The following is an 18791-nucleotide window of genomic DNA, read 5'->3' on the forward strand; positions in this document are numbered from 1 at the left end:
GCAAGTCATTTTCATATATTAATGCTTCAATTTGCTGCGAAAAAAGTTCGAAACTCGAATTAAATGCCGCGGCGCAACACCGGGAGACGTCGCCACGATGCGATAGACGACAGGTATCGTTGGGCGGTTTGGCGGTGCAGCAAGGCAGCCCCGCCGGAGTTACCGGGCTCCGGGGGGGGCGTAGCGAGACCCGACGCCGGCTATTCTTCGCGGAAAGCCCGGTTGAAGCTCTCTGTGATTGGTGCCAGCAGGTAGTCGACGGCAAGCCGCGGCTTGTTGATGATCAGGATCTCCGCCGGCATGCCGGGATAGAGCCGTACCGACGGATTGGCCGCAAGGCTCTCCGGCAGGATTTCCGCCCGCACGACATAAAACGCGGCCTGGTTGCGCTCGTCGATCTGCTGATCGGCCGACAGATAGATGAGACGGCCGTCGAGCGGCGCCTGGCTGCGATTGTTGTAGGCGAGGAGGCGCACCCGCACCGGCGCCCCGACGTGTACGGAATCGATGTCGCGCAGACTGACCTTCGCCTCGACGATGAGCCGCTCCTGATCCGGCACCAGATCCAGGATCGCCTGGCCGGCAGCGATGACGCCGCCGGGTGTGCGCATGCGGATATCGGTGACGATGCCGTCCTCCGGCGCCAGCACCGCGACGCGCTCCAGCACGTCCTTGGCGGAATGCATGCGCTCGGTCGTGTCCGCGAGCTCGAGCTGAGCCTGCTGTAAATCGGCCGCCACCTGCTGCTGGAAGTCCGTCTGAAGTGACAGGATCTCCAGTTCGGCCGCAGCCTTGGCCTGCTCAGCCTTGGCCTTGCGGGCCACGAGCTCGCCGGCGCGCCCGGCAAGCTCGCTCTCGCGCGTCTGCAGCTCGGTCAGGCGCGGACGGGGCGCATAGCCCTTCTCGACGAGAGTGGAGATGGCCTGCAATTCGCGGTCGAGCAGTTCCCGCTGGCGGGTGTTGGCCTCGGTCTGGGCACGGATGGCGGCAAGCTCCGCCTCCTGCTGTTCGATGGTTTTCCTCTGAATGTCCACCTTCCGGTCGAACATCTCCCGGCGTGCTCTGAAGAGGTTGCGCTCGGCGCGCGTGACCTCGCGGGCGATGGGACTCGGCGACGTCTCGAACGCCTCCGGAAAGACGAGTTCCCCGGCCCCCGCCTGCTCCGCCCTGAGACGCACCAGGCGCGCCTCGAGACCGATGCGCTTGGCATCGAGGGCGGCATAGTCGGCGCGGGCACGCGTGTCGTCGAGGCGCACCAGCGGCTGGCCGGCCTTGACGGTCTCGCCCTCGTGCACCAGCAACTGCTTGAGGATGCCGCCCTCGAGGTGGCTCACCGTCTTGCGCTTCGAATCGACGATGACCGTCGCCGTCGCGACGGCAGCACTGTCGAGCTGCGCGGAGAAAGCCCATCCCACGAAGCCCCCGAGGCCCAGGACGACGGCCACCAGCCCCGCGATGACAGGACCGCGCAGCGTCGGCACGGGCGGCCCATCTGCCTCGTAGCGCTCGGCCCAGTTCTGCGCGGGCACCGCCTCGAGGCGGCGTTCGTTGGCGCGCTGGCGTGCGGCCTCGCGCGTCTCCGGCGCGACGATCTCAATGTCCTTCTTCATGCCGGCCTCCCGGAACCCGCGAGCGCAGCGACGCGGCCCCCGCCGTCCGCCACTGCAGCGGCCGGCTTGTCGGCCGGATGAATGCTGGCCACGATCGAGGTGCGGGGCCCGAACTGGCTGACACGGCCGTCCTGCAGGACGAGCAGCTTGTCGACGACCTGCATGATCGACGGCCGGTGCGCGATGAGCACGACGATGGCACCGCGCTGCTTGGCCGCCACGATGGCTCGCATCAGTGCCTGCTCGCCCTCGGCGTCGAGATTGGCGTTGGGCTCGTCGAGCACGATGAGCCGCGGCTCTCCGTAGAGCGCGCGGGCGAGGCCGATGCGCTGGCGCTGACCGCCCGAGAGCGTGTAGCCGCCGTCGCCGAGTGGTGTGTCGTAGCCGAGCGGCAGCCGGCCGATCATGTCATGGACATCCGCAAGGCGCGCGGCCGCGAGCACTTGGCGTGGATCCGCCTCGCCCATGCGGGCGATATTCTCGCGAATGGTGCCATCGAGCAGCGACACGTTCTGCGGCAGGTAGCCGACCATCTCGCCGAACGAGCCACGCTCCCACAGGAACACGTTGTGCCCATCGAGATAGACGCCACCGGCCGTCGGCTTGAAGACCCCCACGAGGAGCCGCGCGAGCGTCGACTTGCCGGCTGCGGACGGCCCGACGACGCCGAGAATCTCGCCGGGCGACAGGGCGAAGGACACGCCCTTGAGCACCGGCACATCCGATCCGGGCGGCGCAAAGACGAGACGGTCGACAAGCAGGTCGCCCTCGGTGCGCGGGGTCGGGGTCGTATCGCGCACGGGTGTCTGCTTCTCCAGCAGCTCCCGCACGCGCTTCCAGGCCGCGATGGCGAAGACCCAACTGCGCCAGCCGTCGACCATCGTGTCGAGCGGCAGCAGGAGGCGGCCGGTGATGATGCTCGCCGCGATCATGGAGCCGGGGCTGACCTCCTGCTCGATGACGAGCGTCGCGCCGACGGACAGGACGGCGATCTGCATCATGTAGCGACACGTGCGGGTGACGGAATGGATGGCCCGCCCGCGGCGCGCGGCCGTGTCGAGGAGGTCGAGCGTCCGCATTTGTGCGCTGCGCCAGCGCCGCGCGAGCGCCGGCAGCATGCCCATGGCCTCGATGGCCTCGGCATGACGGAGGCTGGCGCTGATCTCGCTGATGTTCTCGACCGACGATTCGCTGGCGCGCTTCAGGGCGCGTCGGGTGAGAAAGTCCGATACGAGGCTGAGCACGACGAGAATCGTCGCCGAGATGAGCGCGAGGATGCCGTAGAGCGGATGCAGGGCGAACAGCACGGCGAGGAAGATGGGGCACCAGATCACCTCGAGCGGCACGCCGATCGCGCTGCCGGTGAGGAAGGAGCGAATGTCGTTGAGATCGCGAATCGCCTGGCTGGCGCGCACGCCGCCCCGGCCTACCGAGGCGGCGATGGCCGCCTGCAGCACCGGCAGGTTGAGCCGGCGCACCAGCGCCCCGCCCATCACCTGGAAGGTGAGTGAGCGAATATAGTCGAGGACGCCGAAGAGGACGAGCCCGATGCCGGCGATGATCATGAGCATCACCAGCGTATCGAGGCTCTGGCTGTTGATCACCCTGTCATGCACCTGAAGCATGAACAGTGGCACGATCAGCTGCAGCATGTTGATGATGCCGCTGAGGATGCCGGCATAAACGAGGCCCACGAAGAAGGTCTTCTGGCCCTGGTGAATGAGGTCCGCGGCGCTGGCCGGCCTCTTGGTGTTCTTCATGCGTATACCGCTCCGGACGGATGGGCTTCGGCCGTCCCTCACTTTTGCCCGAAAATTCGTGCAAGAATGTGTCGATGCGTGCCTCTTCGCAACGAAGACTTTGCCATCGCGGAAGAATCGCATGCATTGTAACGTTATAATGATATAAAGGCCGCCGGCGACTCGATCGGACAGGCCTAATGAACTGGGAAAACGCTGCAAGGATAGTTCGAAAATCGATCTAAAACTGCAGCGATACGACGGGAACCAGCATGGAACACAAATCTGCCAATGAGATGACCGCTTTGACAGCCATGCCGACCAACGGGCACAGGGCCTATTTTCCCGGCTCAATGCCTCGCGAGGAGGCGGGCGATGCCGGCTCGGTGGCGCACCTTGAGCTGGTTCGCTGCATCGAGCGGCTGCACCGCCGCTATCTCGACCTGTTCCGCGTCGACCTCATGCGGATCGGCGCCGACGATCTCAGCCCTGCGCAGGTGATGATGCTGTTCACCATCGGGCCCGACGACCTGTCGGTGCGCGACCTCATCGACCGCGGCTACTATCTGGGCTCGAACGCCTCCTACAATCTGAAGCGGCTGGTCGAAGCCGGCTATGTCGAGCGCAGTGCCTCCGTGCGTGATCGCCGCTCCGCCCGCATCCGCCTGTCGGACAAGGGGCGCCAGCTCTGCGAGCTGGTGCGCGGCGTGGACGAGGGCTACCATCGGCTGGTGGTGCGGGATGATGGGGAACTGCGCGACCTCGAGATCACATTCCGCACGCTGCGCCGGATCGAGCACACCTGGACGGACGCCCTGAGGTCGGGCGAAGCGCGCATCGCCTGACGGCGCGATGCGGGCGATCTTCGTCCACCGGCACTTCCCGGGGCAGTTCGGCCGCCTCGTCGACCGCATGGCGGCCGAGGGGTGGGACATCACATTCGTCTGCGAGCGGGCGGAGCAACGCCCCTCGCACATCGCCATCGTGCGCTACATGACGGAGGGCCGGCGGGCTGCGACGCCGCATCCCCATCTGCTGGCGACAGAGCTGCACGTGCGCACCGGCGCGCAGGTGGCCGCGGTGCTCGACAATCTCAAGCAGCGCAGCGGCCCGCCGGCGGTCGTCATCGGCCACATAGGCTGGGGCGGCCTCCTCTTCGCCAAGGACGTGCTGCCGTACACGCCGATGCTCGGCTATTGTGAGTTCTTCTACCGCGGCGAGGGCAGCGACGTGGGTTTTGCGCCGGGTGAAGAGCCCGCGCTCGACGACCGTATGCGCCTGCGCATGCGCAATTCGGCGCAGCTCCTCACCATGGAGGCGATCGAGGCCGGCCTCAGCCCCACCCGCTGGCAGCGCCACCAGTATCCCGCCGAATTGCGCCGGCGCATCGTCGTGTGCCACGACGGCATCGACATGGCTCTCTGCCGGCCGCAGGCCGGCGTCCGGATGAAGCTGCCCGACGGCCGCGTGATCGCCGAGGGCGATCCCGTCGTGACCTTCGTCGCACGGGACCTCGAGCCCTATCGCGGTTTTCCCCAGTTCATGCGTGCCGCCGCGCGCGTCGCCGCGCGCCATCCCACGGCCCTCTTCGTCGTCGTAGGGGGCGACGGCATCAGCTATGGCCGTGCGCGAGACGACGGCCGCTCCTGGCGGGAAGCGATGATGGAGGAAACGGGCCTCCCGCCCGAGCGCATCGTCTTCCTGGGGCGCATCCCCCATGCGGCGCTCGTGCGCCTGTTCCAGATATCGGCGGCGCACGTCTATCTGACCTACCCCTTCGTCCTGTCGTGGTCGTTCCTTGAGGCGATGGCTTGCGGCTGCCTCGTCATCGGGTCCGCCACCGCACCGGTGCGGGAGGTGCTCGCGCATGGACGCAACGGGCTCCTGGTCGATTTCTTCGACGAGGAGGCACTGGCCGAGACCATCGTCGCAGCACTCGCTCGCGGGCGGACCCTCGCACCGCTCAGGACAGCGGCCCGGGCGACGGTGGCGATGCGCTTCGCCCTCGAGCGGTGCCTGCCCCGCCAGATAGGTCTCGTCGAGACACTTGTGGAGCGGATGACCCTTCGTCGCGTTGCCCGCCGGCCGCAGGCGCGGGGCTATCCGAAGGCATAGGGCAGCAGCCGCTCGCCGGGATCCTCGCCGGCCCAGATCCGCTCCAGGCTGTCGACGATCACCGGCCCGTAATCCTCATAGGGAATCACGACGGAGGACAGCCACGGCGCAAGCCACGGATTGATGGGATTGCCGTCGATGCCGACCAAGACCACGTCGTCCGGCACGGCAAGCCCCGCCTCCGTCAATAGGCGATGAGCGCCATAGGCAATGAGGTCGCTTGTGCAGAGCACGGCCCGCGGCCGCTGCGGCGCCGCGACGATCGCAGCGGCCGCCTGATAGCCGATATCGAGATGGTCGTCGCCCGGCGCGCTCAGGCGCATAAGCATCTCGGGCGCGATCCCGGCTTTCGTAAGGACATCGATGAAGCCGTATGTCCGGTCCCGTACCGCCGAGGAGGAATGATCGGAATGGATGACGGCGAGTGGTGCATGGCCGTTCGCCAGAAAATGCGCCGCGACGGCGGCCCCCGCGCCGCGGTTGTCGATGCCGACGAACGGGGCTCGCTCGTCGTGCGGATTGCGCCGGTTGACGAAGAGAAAAACCTCGCCTGCCTCGCTCGCCGCCCGCAGGGCCGGGCTCGCCACGGCGCCGAGGAAAATCACGGAGCGCACCAGTTGCGCAGCCATCGCGGCGAGATATTCGTCCTGCAGGTCGGCCCGGTCGTGTGTGTCGCACAGCACCATGACATGGCCGACGCGGCGCAGGGCCTCTTCGGTCGAGGCGGCGATGGTGGACATGGCCGGGTTGGCGAGGTTGGGGGCCAACAGCGCCACCACGTTGCTCTGGCGTTGCCGCATTGCCCGTCCGATTCGATCCGGCCGGTAGCCCAGTTCATCCACAGCCTGACGCACGCGGGCGACCGTTTCGGCAGAAGCGCGACCGACGATGCCGTTGACGATGCGCGAGACGGTTGAGATGGAAACACCCGCACGGTCCGCCACCTCGGCGAGGGATGCCCGCGACCCTGGTTTCGTCGAAGTGCCCCTGATCCTGGCAGGCGCCAAACCCCATCCCTCCCCCTTGCTTGCATGGACAATCGTCCGCAGACCTGCCGTGAGGTCAACTCTGCGCTTTGGTTTCAGCGCGACTTGAGATTCAACTTGCATGGCAGGCAAACGTTTGCCAAGTTCCTTCTGTCGGAAGGCAAACGTTTGCCAATGCCCTTTGAGCAGCGCCTTTCGCGAGCAAACGAGTGAGACGCCGCCGAAGCGGCGCGGTTGGAAGCGCACGGGAGAGAGAATGTCGGCGCAGGACGAAATGGATGGTCCGGGCCAAATCGACCCCTACCACCACCTTCATGACGAAGCCTACGAGCGCCGTTTCGCGAAAGGTTACGTGGGCTGGCGCGACATGGTCTTCATGGGTGGCCGCGCGGCCGAATCGCTCGACGGCGAGTGGCGCTTTGCGATCGACCCCTACGACGAGGGCCTGCGGCAGAAGTGGTATGCCGACGCCCCCGCCCCGGTCGAGGCCTGGCCGGTGCCCCGCGACTACGACACCAACGCCGAGGTGACGGCGCCGGTGCCCTCGTGCTGGAACGTGCTGCGGCGCGAATGGACCTATCTCGAGGGCGCGGCCTGGTACACGCGCTTCTTCACGCACCGGACGGGCGCAGATGAGCGCATCGTTCTGCGGGTTGGTGCGGCGAATTACGAGGCCCGGGTCTTCCTCAACGGCATCTTCGTTGGCGCCCACCGCGGTGGCTCGACGCCCTTCTTCATCGAGCTGACTGGCCATCTCGTCGACGGCGAGAACCGCCTGCAGATCCAGGTCGACAACCGTCGTCGTCCAGACCGGGTGCCGATGCAGCACACCGACTGGTTCAACTACGGCGGGCTCTACCGCGAGGTGTCGCTCGTCCGCCTGCCGCCGGTCTTCATCCGCGACTTCGGCGCCGCCCTGGTGCCCGGCAGCGGCGGACGGCGCCTGCGTTTCGACGTAACCCTGTCCGATCCCGTAGACGGCACCGCGACCATCGCGGTCGACGGCCTGATCGACGCGCTCGCCCTGCCCGTCAGCGGCGGCTTCGGCTCCATAGAGGTCGAGGCCAGCCCGGCGCTTTGGAGCCCGGACACCCCGCGCCTCTATGCCGTCACCGTTCGTTGCGGTGACGACGAGATTGGCGACCGCGTCGGCTTCCGCGAGATCAGCGTCGACGGCCGGCGCATCCTCCTCAATGGCGAGCCCATCTTCCTGCGCGGCATCTGCGTGCACGAGGACGACGTCGCCCTCGGCAAGACGACGAGTGAGGCCGACCTCGTCCGCCGCTTCGACCATGCCAGGGCGCTCAACTGCAATTTCCTGCGCCTCGCCCATTATCCGCACCATGAACGGGCGGCCGAGCTCGCCGACGAACTGGGTTTCCTTTTATGGGAGGAGATCCCCGTCTACTGGGCCATCGCCTTCGAGGCGGCAGATACCTTCGCCGATGCCGACAACCAGCTGCGCGAGATGGTGCGGCGCGATCGCAACCGAGCCAGCGTCATCATCTGGGGCATCGGCAACGAGAATGCCGACACCGATCCGCGCCATGCCTTCATGAGCCGGCTCGCGGCAACGGCGCGCGAGGCTGACGGCACGCGGCTCGTCTCGGCCGCCTGCCTCATCAATCGCGCGCATTTTCGCATCGAGGACAGGCTCGCCGCCCATCTCGACGTCATCGGCCTCAACGAGTATTTCGGCTGGTACGAGCCCTCGATGGAGGGACTCGAGCGCCTCCTCGCAAACTCCGACCCCGACCGTCCGGTCATCATCACCGAGACGGGGGCCGACGCCGTGGCGGGCCTGCGCGGCCCCGCCACCACCTTCTTCACCGAGGACTGCCAGGAGGCCGTCTATCGCGCCCAGCTTACGACGCTGGCGCGGGCCGGCTATGTGCAGGGCGTCTGCCCCTGGATCCTCTACGACTTCCGCACCGAACGCCGTCAGACCGTCTTCCAGCGCGGCTATAACCGCAAGGGCCTCGTGGCCGAGGACAAGACTACGCGCAAGCGGGCTTTCGACGTCCTCGCCGCGTGCTGGGCCGAACGGCGGCGGGCGGAGAACGGCGGCGCGGGCGGGCAGGCGCCGCTCGCGACGACGAATCAAGGCGCCAGTTAAACCGGGAGGACCCTCGTGATGTTCAAGACCACACGCCGCAGCGCCATCGCGCTCGCTGCCATCGCCGCTCTCGCGCTGCCCCTGCCGGCGGCGGCCAAGACCACGCTGCGCCTCGCCCATTCGCTCGCCAAGGACCACCCGGTCGACAAGGCGATGGAGAACTTCGCCGCACTTGTGAAGGAGCGCTCCAACGGCGAGGTCGAGGTCCGTGTCTTCGCCGCCGGCCAGCTGGGCCAGCAGCGCGAGCTCATCGAGCAGCTGCAGAGCGGCGCACTCGACTTCGCTCACACCAATGCCGCGCCGTTGGCCGCCTTCGAACCGACCTTCGGCATCTTCGACCTGCCGTATCTGTTCCGCGACGACGCGCACTTCTTCAAGGTGACGGATGGCGAGATCGGCCGCGAGATCCTTGATTCGGCGGCGGCCAAGGGCCTCGTCGGCCTGTCCTACTACGATAACGGCACGCGCAGTTTCTACGCCAACAAGCCGGTGCCCACGCCCAAGGATCTCGCCGGCCTCAAGATCCGCGTGCAGCCCGGCCCGGTCGCGACGCGCATGGTGAACCTGCTCGGCGCCACGGCAACACCGCTCGCCTGGGGCGAGCTCTATACGGCGCTGCAGTCGAAGGTTGTTGATGGCGCGGAAAACAACGTGACCGCGCTGACACTGGCCAAGCACGGTGAGGTGTCAAAGGTCTACACGCGCGACGAGCACACCCGCGTGCCGGACGTCTTGCTCATCTCCGAGATGACGATGTCGCGGCTGCCCGCCGCCCAGCAGGACATCATCCGCCAGGCCGCGGTCGATTCCGGCAAAGCCCACAACGAAGCGTGGAAGGCCGAGCTCAGGAAGGCCGAGGGTGATGCCGTCGCCATGGGTGTGACCTTCGTCGATGCCGACAAGGCCGCCTACCGCGCCGCCGTGCAGCCCATGTACGACGACCTGAAGGCGACACCGGCGCTCGCCTCGCTCGCCGAGCGTATCCAGGCGCTCAAGTAAGCCACGCAGACTGCGCCCCGCTCCGAATGGGCCGGGGCGTTCCACGCTGGTCAAAGCTGTCGGAGAGGACAAGAGCATGGGCACAGGCCTCGGCGTCATACGGCGCCTCCACCGCGCACTCGATGCGCTCGTGCTCGCCATCACCGTCCCGCTCATGGTGGTAATGCTGGGCTGCGTCGTCTGGCAGGTGCTCGGGCGCTACTTCTTCGGCGCCTCCACCTCATATACCGACGAGATCGCCCGCTTCACCTTCATCTGGGTGAGCCTGCTCGGCGCGGCCTATGTGCTCGGTCGGCGCGGCCACATCGCCATCACCGCCCTCACGCAGCTCCTCTCCTTCGGACCGCGGCGGGTGCTCGAGTGGATCATCGCCCTGCTCGTCGTCGGCTTCTCCGTCGCCGTCATGGTCTACGGGGGCTATGCGCTGACCGAGCGCGCGGCGCGCCTCGTGCAGGTTTCGCCGGCGCTCCAGGTCTCGATGGGCCTCGTCTATTCCGTCATTCCGATCTCCGGCGCCCTCACCGCGCTCTATGCCGCCCTCGTGCTCGCCCAGTGGGCGAGCGGCGGCGAGGTCGCGGAGGACCATGTGAGCCTCGACTGATCGGCCAGGGACGACCTCGCATGGAACTCTCCCCCGCCCTTGTCCTCAGTGTCGCCTTCGCCGTTCTGCTGGCAGCAGGCGTGCCTATCTCCTTCGCCACGGGCCTTGCCTCGATCGCGGCGCTCCTCACCATCATGCCGCCGGGGCCGGCGCTCGCCGTCACCGCCCAGCGCATCGCGACCGGGCTCGACAGCTTCGCCCTGCTCGCCATCCCCTTCTTCTTCATGGCCGGCGCCATCATGAACCGGGGCGGCATCGCCCGCCGGCTCATCGACTGTGCCAAGGTCTTCGTCGGCTGGATGCCCGGTGCGCTGGCGCAGATCACCATCCTCGCCAACATGCTCTTCGGCTCGGTATCGGGCTCGGCCGTCGCCGCGGCCTCGGCCATCGGCGGCACCATGCAGCCCCTGCAGAACAAGGAAGGCTACGACAAGAGCTTCAGCGCTGCCGTCAACATCTCCTCCTGCATCACCGGGCTCCTCATTCCGCCGTCCGGCGCCTTCATCATCTATTCGCTCGTGTCCGGCGGCACCTCGATCGCCGCGCTGTTTGTCGCCGGCTACCTGCCGGGCCTCGTTCTCGGTCTCGCCATCATGATTCCCACCTGGATCATGGCGAAGAAGCGCGGCTATGCCCGCGCACCCCGCCTCTCCACCGGCGAGAAGCTGCGCGCCATCGTGGCCGCCCTGCCAAGCCTCGGCCTCGTTGTCGTCGTCATCGGCGGCATCGTCGGCGGCGTGTTCACGGCGACCGAGGGCTCGGCCATCGCCGTCGTCTATGCCCTGACGCTCGCGCTTCTCTACCGCGAGCTGTCCCTGCAGGACCTCTATCGCATCCTCGTCGACACGCTGGAGGCAACCGCCATCGTCTCACTGATGGTCGGCACTTCGATGGCCATGGCCTATGTGATGTCGCTGGCCGAGATCCCGCAGATGATCGGCGAGTGGGTGCGCCAGGTGTCCGACAGCAAGGTGATGGCGCTGCTGCTCGTCAACATCGTGCTGCTCATCATGGGCACCTTCCTCGACCTGACGCCCGGCATCCTCATCTTCACCCCCATCTTCCTGCCCGTTCTGCAGAGCTTCGGCGTCGATCCGGTGCATTTCGGCATCATCCTCGTCTTCAACATGTGCCTCGGCATCGTCTCGCCGCCCACCGGCAGCGCCCTCTTCATCGGCTGCGCTATCGCCAAGGTATCGATCGAGCAGGTGTTCCGCCCCCTCATCCCCCTCTTCCTGTGGAGCACCGGCGCCCTGCTCCTCGTCACCTACATCCCCGCCATCTCGCTGTGGCTGCCGCGGTTCTTCGGGCTGATGCCCTGACCCGCGCCGCTGCAGACCCGACGACCTGGAGACTAGAACATGCTCGTGCTGACGGGAGCTCGTCTCGTGTCGGTCGACGCGGGCCGCGTCGAACTCGCCCTCGACAGCGGCTATCGCGCCATCATCGACCTGCTCGACACCCATCTCGCCCGGTTCCTCGTGCTGCGGCCGAACGGCCTGCGCATCGACCGCACCTGGTCGCTGTCGCCGGAACTTGCCGGCGAGGCTGAGGAGCCCGACGCGCTCACCGGGCGCAACCGCCTGTCTCGCAGCGGCTTCCCCGGCATCGCGGCGACAATCGCCGAAGATGAGGCCGCCATCACGGTCGAGACCGCCTTCTACCGCATCCTGGTGCAGCGGGCGCCACTGCGGCTCGACTGGTTCTTCCGCCAGGAGACCGACGGAGCATGGCGGCAGGTGCTCGCCGACCGGCCGACGAGCGCCTATGTCTTCGACCGCCACGGACCACGCCTTGCGCACTATCTGGTGCGGCGGCGTGAGGAGCGCTATTACGGCTTCGGTGAGAAAAGCGGGGATGCGGACAAGCACGGCCGGCGCCTGCGCATGGGCACCATCGACGCCATGGGCTATGATGCCGAGCGTAGCGACCCGCTCTACAAGCACATCCCGTTCTATGCCACCGTGCGGCCCGATCGCGGCGGGGACAGCGTCGGCCTTTTCTACGACAATCTTGCCCGCGGCGCCTTCGACCTCGGTCAGGAGATCGACGCCTATCACGGCGACTACCGCAGCTTCGAGGCGGAGGATGGCGACCTCGACCTTTACGTCGTTTTCGGCCCGAGCCTTGCCGAGGTCACGGCCCGCTTCACGGCGCTGACCGGCCGCACGGCCCTGCCGCCGCGCTGGTCGCTCGCCTATTCGGGCTCGACCATGCAGTACACAGACGACGCCGACCCGCCGGCGCGGTTCGAGGAGTTCCTTGCCCTGATCGCCGAGCACGGCATCCCATGCCGCTCGTTCCAGCTGTCGTCCGGCTACACCATGATCGGCGACAAGCGCTACGTCTTCCACTGGAACCGCGACAAGTTTCCGGATCCGGCCGGATTCGCGCGCCGGCTGCGCACGGCGGGGCTGGAGATCGCCGCCAATATCAAGCCTGCCCTTCTTACCGACCACCCGCTCTTTGCCGAGGTCGAGGCCTTTCGCGGCTTCGTGCGCGACAGCGAGGATGCGGCAAAGCCGCATCTTACGCAGTTCTGGGGCGGCACGGGCGCCTATCTCGACTTCACCAATCCGCGGACGTCGGCATGGTGGAGCGCCAAGGTGAAGACCAGCCTTCTCGACAACGGCATCGGTTCGACCTGGAACGATAACAACGAGTTCGAGATCTGGGACGATAAGGCAGGCTGCGACCTCGCTGGCGCCGGCACCACCATCGCCACGCTGCGCCCGGTGCAGACCAACCTGATGATGCGCGCCTCGCATATGGCCCAGACGGCGCATGCCCCTGGCAAGCGGCCGTATCTCATCTCGCGCTCGGGCGGCCCGGGCATGCAGCGCTACGTGCAGACCTGGACGGGCGACAACCGCACCGCCTGGAAGACGCTGCGCTACAACCTGCGCATGGGCCACGGCCTGTCCATCTCAGGTCTCTTCAACTTCGGCCACGACATCGGCGGCTTCGCCGGACCGAAGCCGGAACCCGAGCTCTTCGTGCGCTGGATCGAGCACGGCATATTCTGGCCGCGCTTCACCATCCATTCCTGGAACGACGACGGCAGCGCCAACGAGCCGTGGATGTACCCGCAGGTGCTGCCACTCGTGCGCGCGGCGCTCGCCTTCCGCGAACGGCTGACGCCTCTTCTCTACACCCTCCTGTGGCGAGCGCATCGGGAACACGTGCCCCTGCTGCAGCCGACCTTCTTCTCCTTTCCGCACGACCCCCTGACCTACGAGGAGGACGACAGCTTCCTCCTCGGCGACGACCTCCTCGTCGCGCCCGTGGTCGATCCCGGCCTCACGGCGCGCACGGTCTATCTGCCGGCCGTGCCGGAGGGCTGGTTCGATTTCCATACGGGCGCGTGGCATCCCGGCGGCAGGCGCATCGAGATGGCGGCGCCGCTCGGCCGCTGTCCCCTTCTCGTGCGCGGCGCCACCATCCTGCCGCTCGGCCCGGCGCCGGGCGAGCCCGCAACACTCGCGCTGCGGCTTTTCTCCCACCACGGCGGCCTTCGCCCGCGCGTCGTCTTCGACGACGACGGCGAGAGCATCCTCGATACGGCAAACCACGTTCTCCTCAATTGCGCTATGCTGCCCGATGGGCAGGTGGAGGTCCTGCGCCGCGGCCGCCATGCGCCGCGCTGGACGCATCTGCGCCTTGAGGACCATGCGGGGGCAACGCTCTCCGAACGGTCGATGACAGACGTGCAGATCGTATCCGAAACACCGTGATCCCGAGCCTCTTGACGAGGCGACGGCCCGGCTGTTGCGACAGGTGGGCGCCGGGAAGGTCCCGCGCCCGCCCGGCGTCGCGGACGGCGCAAACGCACCCATCAAGGTCCAATCGAGCCTCGTATCCAGCGCGGCTCCGAGACCCTTCGACGATCGGAGGATCGAACCGTTTGTCCGAGGCGGGCTGTTCGGGCTATACTTCTATTCCTACGGGTCGCGGCAGGTCTCGGTGCTGCCGGAAGTAGATGTCCGGCGGCGAGGGGCTGCGACGTCTCGAACTGCGGTTCGGGAGGGACGGATATGGCACGGCGAGCCACCGGGCGGTGTGGAGCCTCGGCCCTTGCGCGAGGTCTGCCGCGTGCGGTCCTGACATTGTTGGCAACCCTTGGCGCATTGATCGCCCTCTCGGAAGTCGCGGCCGCTCAGGACGCGGCCGCCGGCGAACGCGTCTTCGCCCAGTGCAAAGCCTGCCACCAGGTCGGGCCCAATGCGCGCAACGCCGTCGGGCCGGTGCTCAACGGTCTCTTCGGGCGCAAGACCGGCATGGTCGAGGGTTTCCAATATTCCGGCGCGAACAAGGGCGCCGATATCACCTGGACGGAAGAAACCTTCGCGGAATACATCCGCAATCCGCGCGAGAAGATTCCCGGCACCAAGATGGTCTTCGCCGGAGTGAAGGACGAGCAGAAGATCAAGGATCTCATTGCCTATCTGCACAAGTTCGACGAGGCGCCCGTCGCGCTGACGCAATAGGCCATGGGCGCGGCCGTGCGCCCGATGGAACCCGCGAGGTGAAGGGGCCATGTACGTCGCTCTCGCCTTGTTTGTCATCGCCATCGGCTCTGTGGTGTTCCATCTCCTGAGCCCATGGTGGTGGACGCCGATCGCCTCCAACTGGAGCTACATCGACCACACCATCACCATCACCTTCTGGATCACCGGGCTCGTCTTCGTCGCCGTCGTCCTCTTCATGGCCTGGTGCGTCTGGCGCTACCGCCACCGGCCGCAGCAGGCCGAGGTGCTCTACGAGCCGGAGAACAGGCGCCTCGAATGGTGGCTCACGGTCGTCACCGCCATCGGCGTCGCTGCCATGCTGGCGCCGGGGCTCTATGTCTGGCGCCAGTTCATTACCGTTCCGCCCGATGCCGACGAGGTGGAGATCGTCGCCCAGCAATGGCAGTGGAGCTACCGGCTGCCGGGGCCGGACGGCAGGCTGGGCGCCACGGCCATCCGGCATGTCTCCGATGACAACCCGCTCGGCCTCGACCCGGACGATCCGCGCGGGGCGGATGACGTCATGGTGCAGGGGGGAGAGCTTCACCTGCCCGTCGGCCGGCCCGTGAAGGCGGTGCTGCGCTCGCTCGACGTGCTGCACGACTTCTACGTGCCCGAGTTTCGCGCCAAGATGGACCTCATCCCGGGCATGGTCACCTATTTCTGGCTGACGCCGACGCGAACCGGCACCTTCGAGGTGCTGTGCGCCGAGATGTGCGGCGTCGGCCACGCTTTCATGCGCGGCTTCGTCGTGGTGGCCGAGGAAAGCGACTACCGCGCCTGGCTGGAACAGCAGCAGCCGGCGCGCCCGGCGGCGCAGCGGGCGGTGCCGGTGATAGCCGAGCGGTGAGATGCCGGCCGCGCGGCGGCCGGGAAAGGGCGGAGGGTTGAAGCGATGGCCGACGTTCCCCTCGACAGGGTGGCAGAAACCGCAGCGACCGAGGTGGAGGACCTCACCCTCCACCATCCGCACAGCTGGCTGACGCGATACGTCTTCAGCCAGGACGCCAAGACCATCTCCATCCAGTACACGGTGACGGCGCTGGCGATCGGCTTCATCGCGCTCTTCCTGTCGTGGCTGATGCGCCTGCAGCTCGGCTTTCCCGGCACCTTCGCCTTCATCGACGCCGCCGCCTATTACCAGCTCATCACCATGCACGGCATGATGATGATCGTGTACGTGCTCACCGCAGTGCTCCTCGGCGGCTTCGGCAATTACCTCATCCCGCTCATGGTCGGCGCGCGGGACATGGTCTTCCCCTACGCCAACATGCTGAGCTACTGGTTCTACCTGCTCGCCGTCGTCATCCTCCTCGCCAGCTTCTTCGCCCCTGGCGGCCCGACGGGGGCGGGCTGGACGCTCTATCCACCGCAGGCGATCCTTTCCGGCACGCCCGGCCAGGAGAGCGGCATCATCCTGATGCTGGTGTCGCTCATCGTGTTCATCGCCGGCTTCACCATGGGCGGCCTCAACTACGTGGTCACGGTGCTGCAGGGGCGCACCCGGGGCATGACGCTGATGCGCATGCCGCTGACGGTCTGGGGCATCTTCACGGCGAGCGTGATGGCGCTGCTCGCCTTCCCGGCCCTGTTCGTCGCCTCGGTGATGATGCTGTTCGACAAGATCTTCGGCACCAGCTTCTTCATGCCGTCGCTCATCGAGCTCGGCACGCCGCTCGACTACGGCGGCGGCAGCCCCATCCTCTTTCAGCACCTGTTCTGGTTCTTCGGCCACCCGGAGGTCTATATCGTTGCCCTGCCGGCCTTCGGCATCGTCTCCGATCTCATCGCCACGCACGCGCGGCGCAACATCTTCGGCTATCGCATGATGGTGTGGGCGATCCTCGCCATCGGCGCGCTCAGCTTCGTCGTCTGGGCGCACCACATGTACGTCAGCGGCATGAACCCGTGGTTCGGCTTCTTCTTCGCCACGACAACCCTCATCATCGCCGTGCCGACAGCGATCAAGGTCTACAACTGGATCTTGACCCTGTGGCGCGGCGACATTCATCTCACCGTGCCGATGCTCTTTGCCCTCGGCTTCATCGTCACCTTCGTCAACGGCGGCCTGTCTGGGCTCTTCCTCGGCAATGTGGTGGTCGATGTGCCCCTGTCGGACACCATGTTCGTCGTGGCGCATTTCCACATGGTGATGGGAATCGCGCCCGTGCTCGTCATCTTCGGCGCCATCTACCACTGGTATCCCAAGGTCACCGGGCGGATGATGAACGAAGCACTCGGCAAGCTGCACTTCTGGATCACCTTCCTCGGCACCTACGCCATCTTCTTCCCCATGCACTATCTCGGTCTCCTCGGCGTGCCGCGGCGCTACCACGAGATGGGGGAAGCCAGCTTCTTCCCGGCCTCGGCGCAGATGCTCAACGCCTACATCACCGTCCTCGCCCTCGTCGTCGGGGCGGCACAGCTCCTCTTCCTGTTCAACCTCATCTGGAGCATCCGGCACGGGCGCGAAGCCGGCGGCAATCCGTGGCGGGCGACAAGCCTCGAATGGCAGACGCCCGAAACGCCGCCGCCGCACGGCAACTGGGGCAGGGAACAGCCCACCGTCTACCGCTGGGCCTATGACTACAACGTGCCCGGCGTCGCCCAGGACTTCATTCCGCAGAACATGCCGCCGGAGGCCGTGCCATTGGGGCCCCGACCCGCGCCGGGAGGCATGTCGTGACCGCGGCTGTCGCCTTCCTCGTCCTCCTTGCCGCGCTCGCAGCCTGGTGGCTGTACGGCCAGCGGCTGATGAGCCGGCCGTGGCTGGCGGCCGGTATCGTCGAGGACACCGGCGGCCTCGCGCACATGCCGGCCGCCAAGGTGGGGCTCGGCGTCTTCCTCGCCGTCGTCGGCGCCCTGTTCTCGCTGTTTCTCAGCGCCTACACCATGCGCATGCAGCTGGCCGACTGGTCGGCCCTGCCGGTGCCGCGCATCCTGTGGGTGACCACCCTGCTCATCCTCCTCGCCAGCGCCGCCCTCGTCTGGGCCGTCCGGTCGGCCCGGCGCGGCGAGAAGGAGCGCGCGCTCGACGGGCTCCTCGCCGCCACGGGCTTCGGCTCAGCCTTCCTCGGCGGCCAGCTCATCGCCTGGGACGAACTCGCGGGCTCGGGCTACCGGCTGGCGGACAATGCCGCCAATTCCTTCTTCTACGTGCTCACCGGCCTGCATGGCGCGCACATCCTCGGCGGGCTCGTGGCGCTCGTCGCCGTGACGGTGAAGCTCTGGCGCAGCCCCGATGCCGCGGCGGCGCAGCTGCCCGTCGAGCTCTGTGCGCTCTACTGGCATTTCCTCGCCCTCGTCTGGCTCGTCCTCTTCGCCGTCATCACCGGCTGGGCGGGGGATTTCCTCGCCGTCTGCCGCCAGTTGCTGTCGTGAAAGGAAGGCGCGATGAACACCGCGTTCACCGAGCATCGCACCCGCGAACCCGAGAGCGGCCTGGCGACGATCGTCACCGACTTCTCCGCCGATCAGCGCGCCTTCCGCAACGTGTCGTGGGGGAAGGCCATGATGTGGATCTTCCTCCTCAGCGATACCTTCATCTTCGGCACCTTCCTCATCGGCTACATGACCGCGCGCATGTCGACCGCCGAGCCCTGGCCCAATGCCAGCGAGGTCTTCGCCCTCGAGATCGCCGGGCATCATCTGCCGCTCATCCTCATCGCCATCATGACTTTCGTGCTCATCTCGAGCAGCGGTACCATGGCCATGGCGGTGAACTACGGCTACCGCCGCCAGCGCCGGCCGACGGCTGCGCTTCTGGTGGTGACCGCCCTCCTCGGCGCCACCTTCGTCGGCATGCAGGCCTTCGAATGGACGAAGCTCATCAGCGAGGGGGTCAGGCCCTGGGGCAACCCGTGGGGGGCGGCGCAGTTCGGCTCCGCCTTCTTCATGATCACGGGTTTCCACGGCACGCACGTGACCATCGGCGTCATCTTTCTGCTGATCGTCGCCCGCAAGGTCATCCGCGGCGATTTCGACCACGGACGGCCGGGCTTCTTCACAGGCCGCAAGGGACGCTACGAAGCCGTCGAGATCATGGGCCTCTACTGGCACTTCGTCGATCTCGTCTGGGTCTTCATCTTCGCCTTCTTCTACCTCTGGTGAGGAGGAC

At 66.9% G+C, this 18791-nt stretch carries 15 protein-coding genes; 12 read left to right on the forward strand and 3 right to left on the reverse strand.

Going from position 1 to position 18791, the window contains the following annotated elements; all coding sequences use genetic code 11:
- Nucleotides 1–200: 200 nt before the first annotated feature.
- Nucleotides 201–1610, reverse strand: coding sequence for an HlyD family type I secretion periplasmic adaptor subunit (locus tag ASC46_RS07105; RefSeq protein WP_055458606.1), 1410 nt, complete (start codon nucleotides 1608–1610; stop codon nucleotides 201–203).
- Nucleotides 1607–3370, reverse strand: coding sequence for a type I secretion system permease/ATPase (locus tag ASC46_RS07110; RefSeq protein ID WP_055458607.1), 1764 nt, complete (start codon nucleotides 3368–3370; stop codon nucleotides 1607–1609). The genes ASC46_RS07105 and ASC46_RS07110 overlap by 4 nt, the downstream gene beginning before the upstream one ends.
- Nucleotides 3371–3621: 251 nt before the next feature.
- Here ASC46_RS07110 and ASC46_RS07115 point away from each other — a divergent pair, with 251 nt between their 5' ends.
- Nucleotides 3622–4194 (forward strand): MarR family transcriptional regulator, encoded by a 573-nt coding sequence (locus ASC46_RS07115; protein ID WP_245280498.1) that lies wholly within the window; start codon nucleotides 3622–3624, stop codon nucleotides 4192–4194.
- Nucleotides 4195–4201: 7 nt separating this feature from the next.
- Nucleotides 4202–5464 (forward strand): glycosyltransferase family 4 protein, encoded by a 1263-nt coding sequence (locus ASC46_RS07120; protein WP_055458608.1) that lies wholly within the window; start codon nucleotides 4202–4204, stop codon nucleotides 5462–5464.
- On the opposite strand, the gene ASC46_RS07125 is transcribed toward ASC46_RS07120, so the two are convergent.
- Nucleotides 5449–6408 carry a LacI family DNA-binding transcriptional regulator gene (locus tag ASC46_RS07125; RefSeq protein WP_245280499.1) on the reverse strand — a complete coding sequence of 320 codons (960 nt, stop codon included), beginning with the start codon at nucleotides 6406–6408 and terminating at the stop codon, nucleotides 5449–5451. The genes ASC46_RS07120 and ASC46_RS07125 overlap by 16 nt on opposite strands.
- Nucleotides 6409–6706: 298 nt before the next feature.
- Here ASC46_RS07125 and ASC46_RS07130 point away from each other — a divergent pair, with 298 nt between their 5' ends.
- The 10 genes from ASC46_RS07130 (at nucleotide 6707) to ASC46_RS07175 (ending at nucleotide 18784) form a co-directional block, all read left to right on the forward strand.
- Nucleotides 6707–8566 carry a glycoside hydrolase family 2 protein gene (locus ASC46_RS07130; RefSeq protein ID WP_082464743.1) on the forward strand — a complete coding sequence of 620 codons (1860 nt, stop codon included), beginning with the start codon at nucleotides 6707–6709 and terminating at the stop codon, nucleotides 8564–8566.
- Nucleotides 8567–8584: 18 nt separating this feature from the next.
- Nucleotides 8585–9565: a TRAP transporter substrate-binding protein gene (locus ASC46_RS07135; RefSeq protein WP_082464744.1), complete on the forward strand. Its 981-nt coding sequence runs from the start codon at nucleotides 8585–8587 to the stop codon at nucleotides 9563–9565.
- Between the two features lie 76 nt (nucleotides 9566–9641).
- A complete protein-coding gene (locus ASC46_RS07140; RefSeq protein ID WP_055458610.1) occupies nucleotides 9642–10166 on the forward strand; it encodes a TRAP transporter small permease in 525 nt (174 codons plus the stop codon).
- A gap of 20 nt (nucleotides 10167–10186) precedes the next feature.
- On the forward strand, nucleotides 10187–11488 hold the full coding sequence (locus ASC46_RS07145; protein WP_055458611.1) for a TRAP transporter large permease: 1302 nt from the start codon (nucleotides 10187–10189) through the stop codon (nucleotides 11486–11488).
- A gap of 39 nt (nucleotides 11489–11527) precedes the next feature.
- Nucleotides 11528–13900 carry a glycoside hydrolase family 31 protein gene (locus ASC46_RS07150; protein ID WP_055458612.1) on the forward strand — a complete coding sequence of 791 codons (2373 nt, stop codon included), beginning with the start codon at nucleotides 11528–11530 and terminating at the stop codon, nucleotides 13898–13900.
- 375 nt (nucleotides 13901–14275) lie between these two features.
- Nucleotides 14276–14653 carry a c-type cytochrome gene (locus ASC46_RS07155; RefSeq protein ID WP_082464745.1) on the forward strand — a complete coding sequence of 126 codons (378 nt, stop codon included), beginning with the start codon at nucleotides 14276–14278 and terminating at the stop codon, nucleotides 14651–14653.
- Between the two features lie 49 nt (nucleotides 14654–14702).
- The gene (locus ASC46_RS07160; RefSeq protein WP_055458613.1) at nucleotides 14703–15524 is read left to right on the forward strand and encodes a cytochrome c oxidase subunit II; all 822 of its coding nucleotides are present in this window, start codon (nucleotides 14703–14705) and stop codon (nucleotides 15522–15524) included.
- 45 nt (nucleotides 15525–15569) lie between these two features.
- On the forward strand, nucleotides 15570–17360 hold the full coding sequence (locus tag ASC46_RS07165; protein ID WP_055458614.1) for a cytochrome c oxidase subunit I: 1791 nt from the start codon (nucleotides 15570–15572) through the stop codon (nucleotides 17358–17360).
- Nucleotides 17357–18055, forward strand: coding sequence for a cytochrome c oxidase subunit 3 (locus ASC46_RS07170; protein ID WP_055458615.1), 699 nt, complete (start codon nucleotides 17357–17359; stop codon nucleotides 18053–18055). Before ASC46_RS07165 ends, ASC46_RS07170 begins: the two co-directional genes overlap by 4 nt.
- A 12-nt stretch (nucleotides 18056–18067) precedes the next feature.
- Nucleotides 18068–18784: a heme-copper oxidase subunit III family protein gene (locus ASC46_RS07175; RefSeq protein ID WP_055458616.1), complete on the forward strand. Its 717-nt coding sequence runs from the start codon at nucleotides 18068–18070 to the stop codon at nucleotides 18782–18784.
- Nucleotides 18785–18791 lie beyond the last annotated feature (7 nt).

It is taken from the genome of Chelatococcus sambhunathii, assembly GCF_001418005.1.
Classification (GTDB): Bacteria; Pseudomonadota; Alphaproteobacteria; order Rhizobiales; family Beijerinckiaceae; genus Chelatococcus_A; species Chelatococcus_A sambhunathii.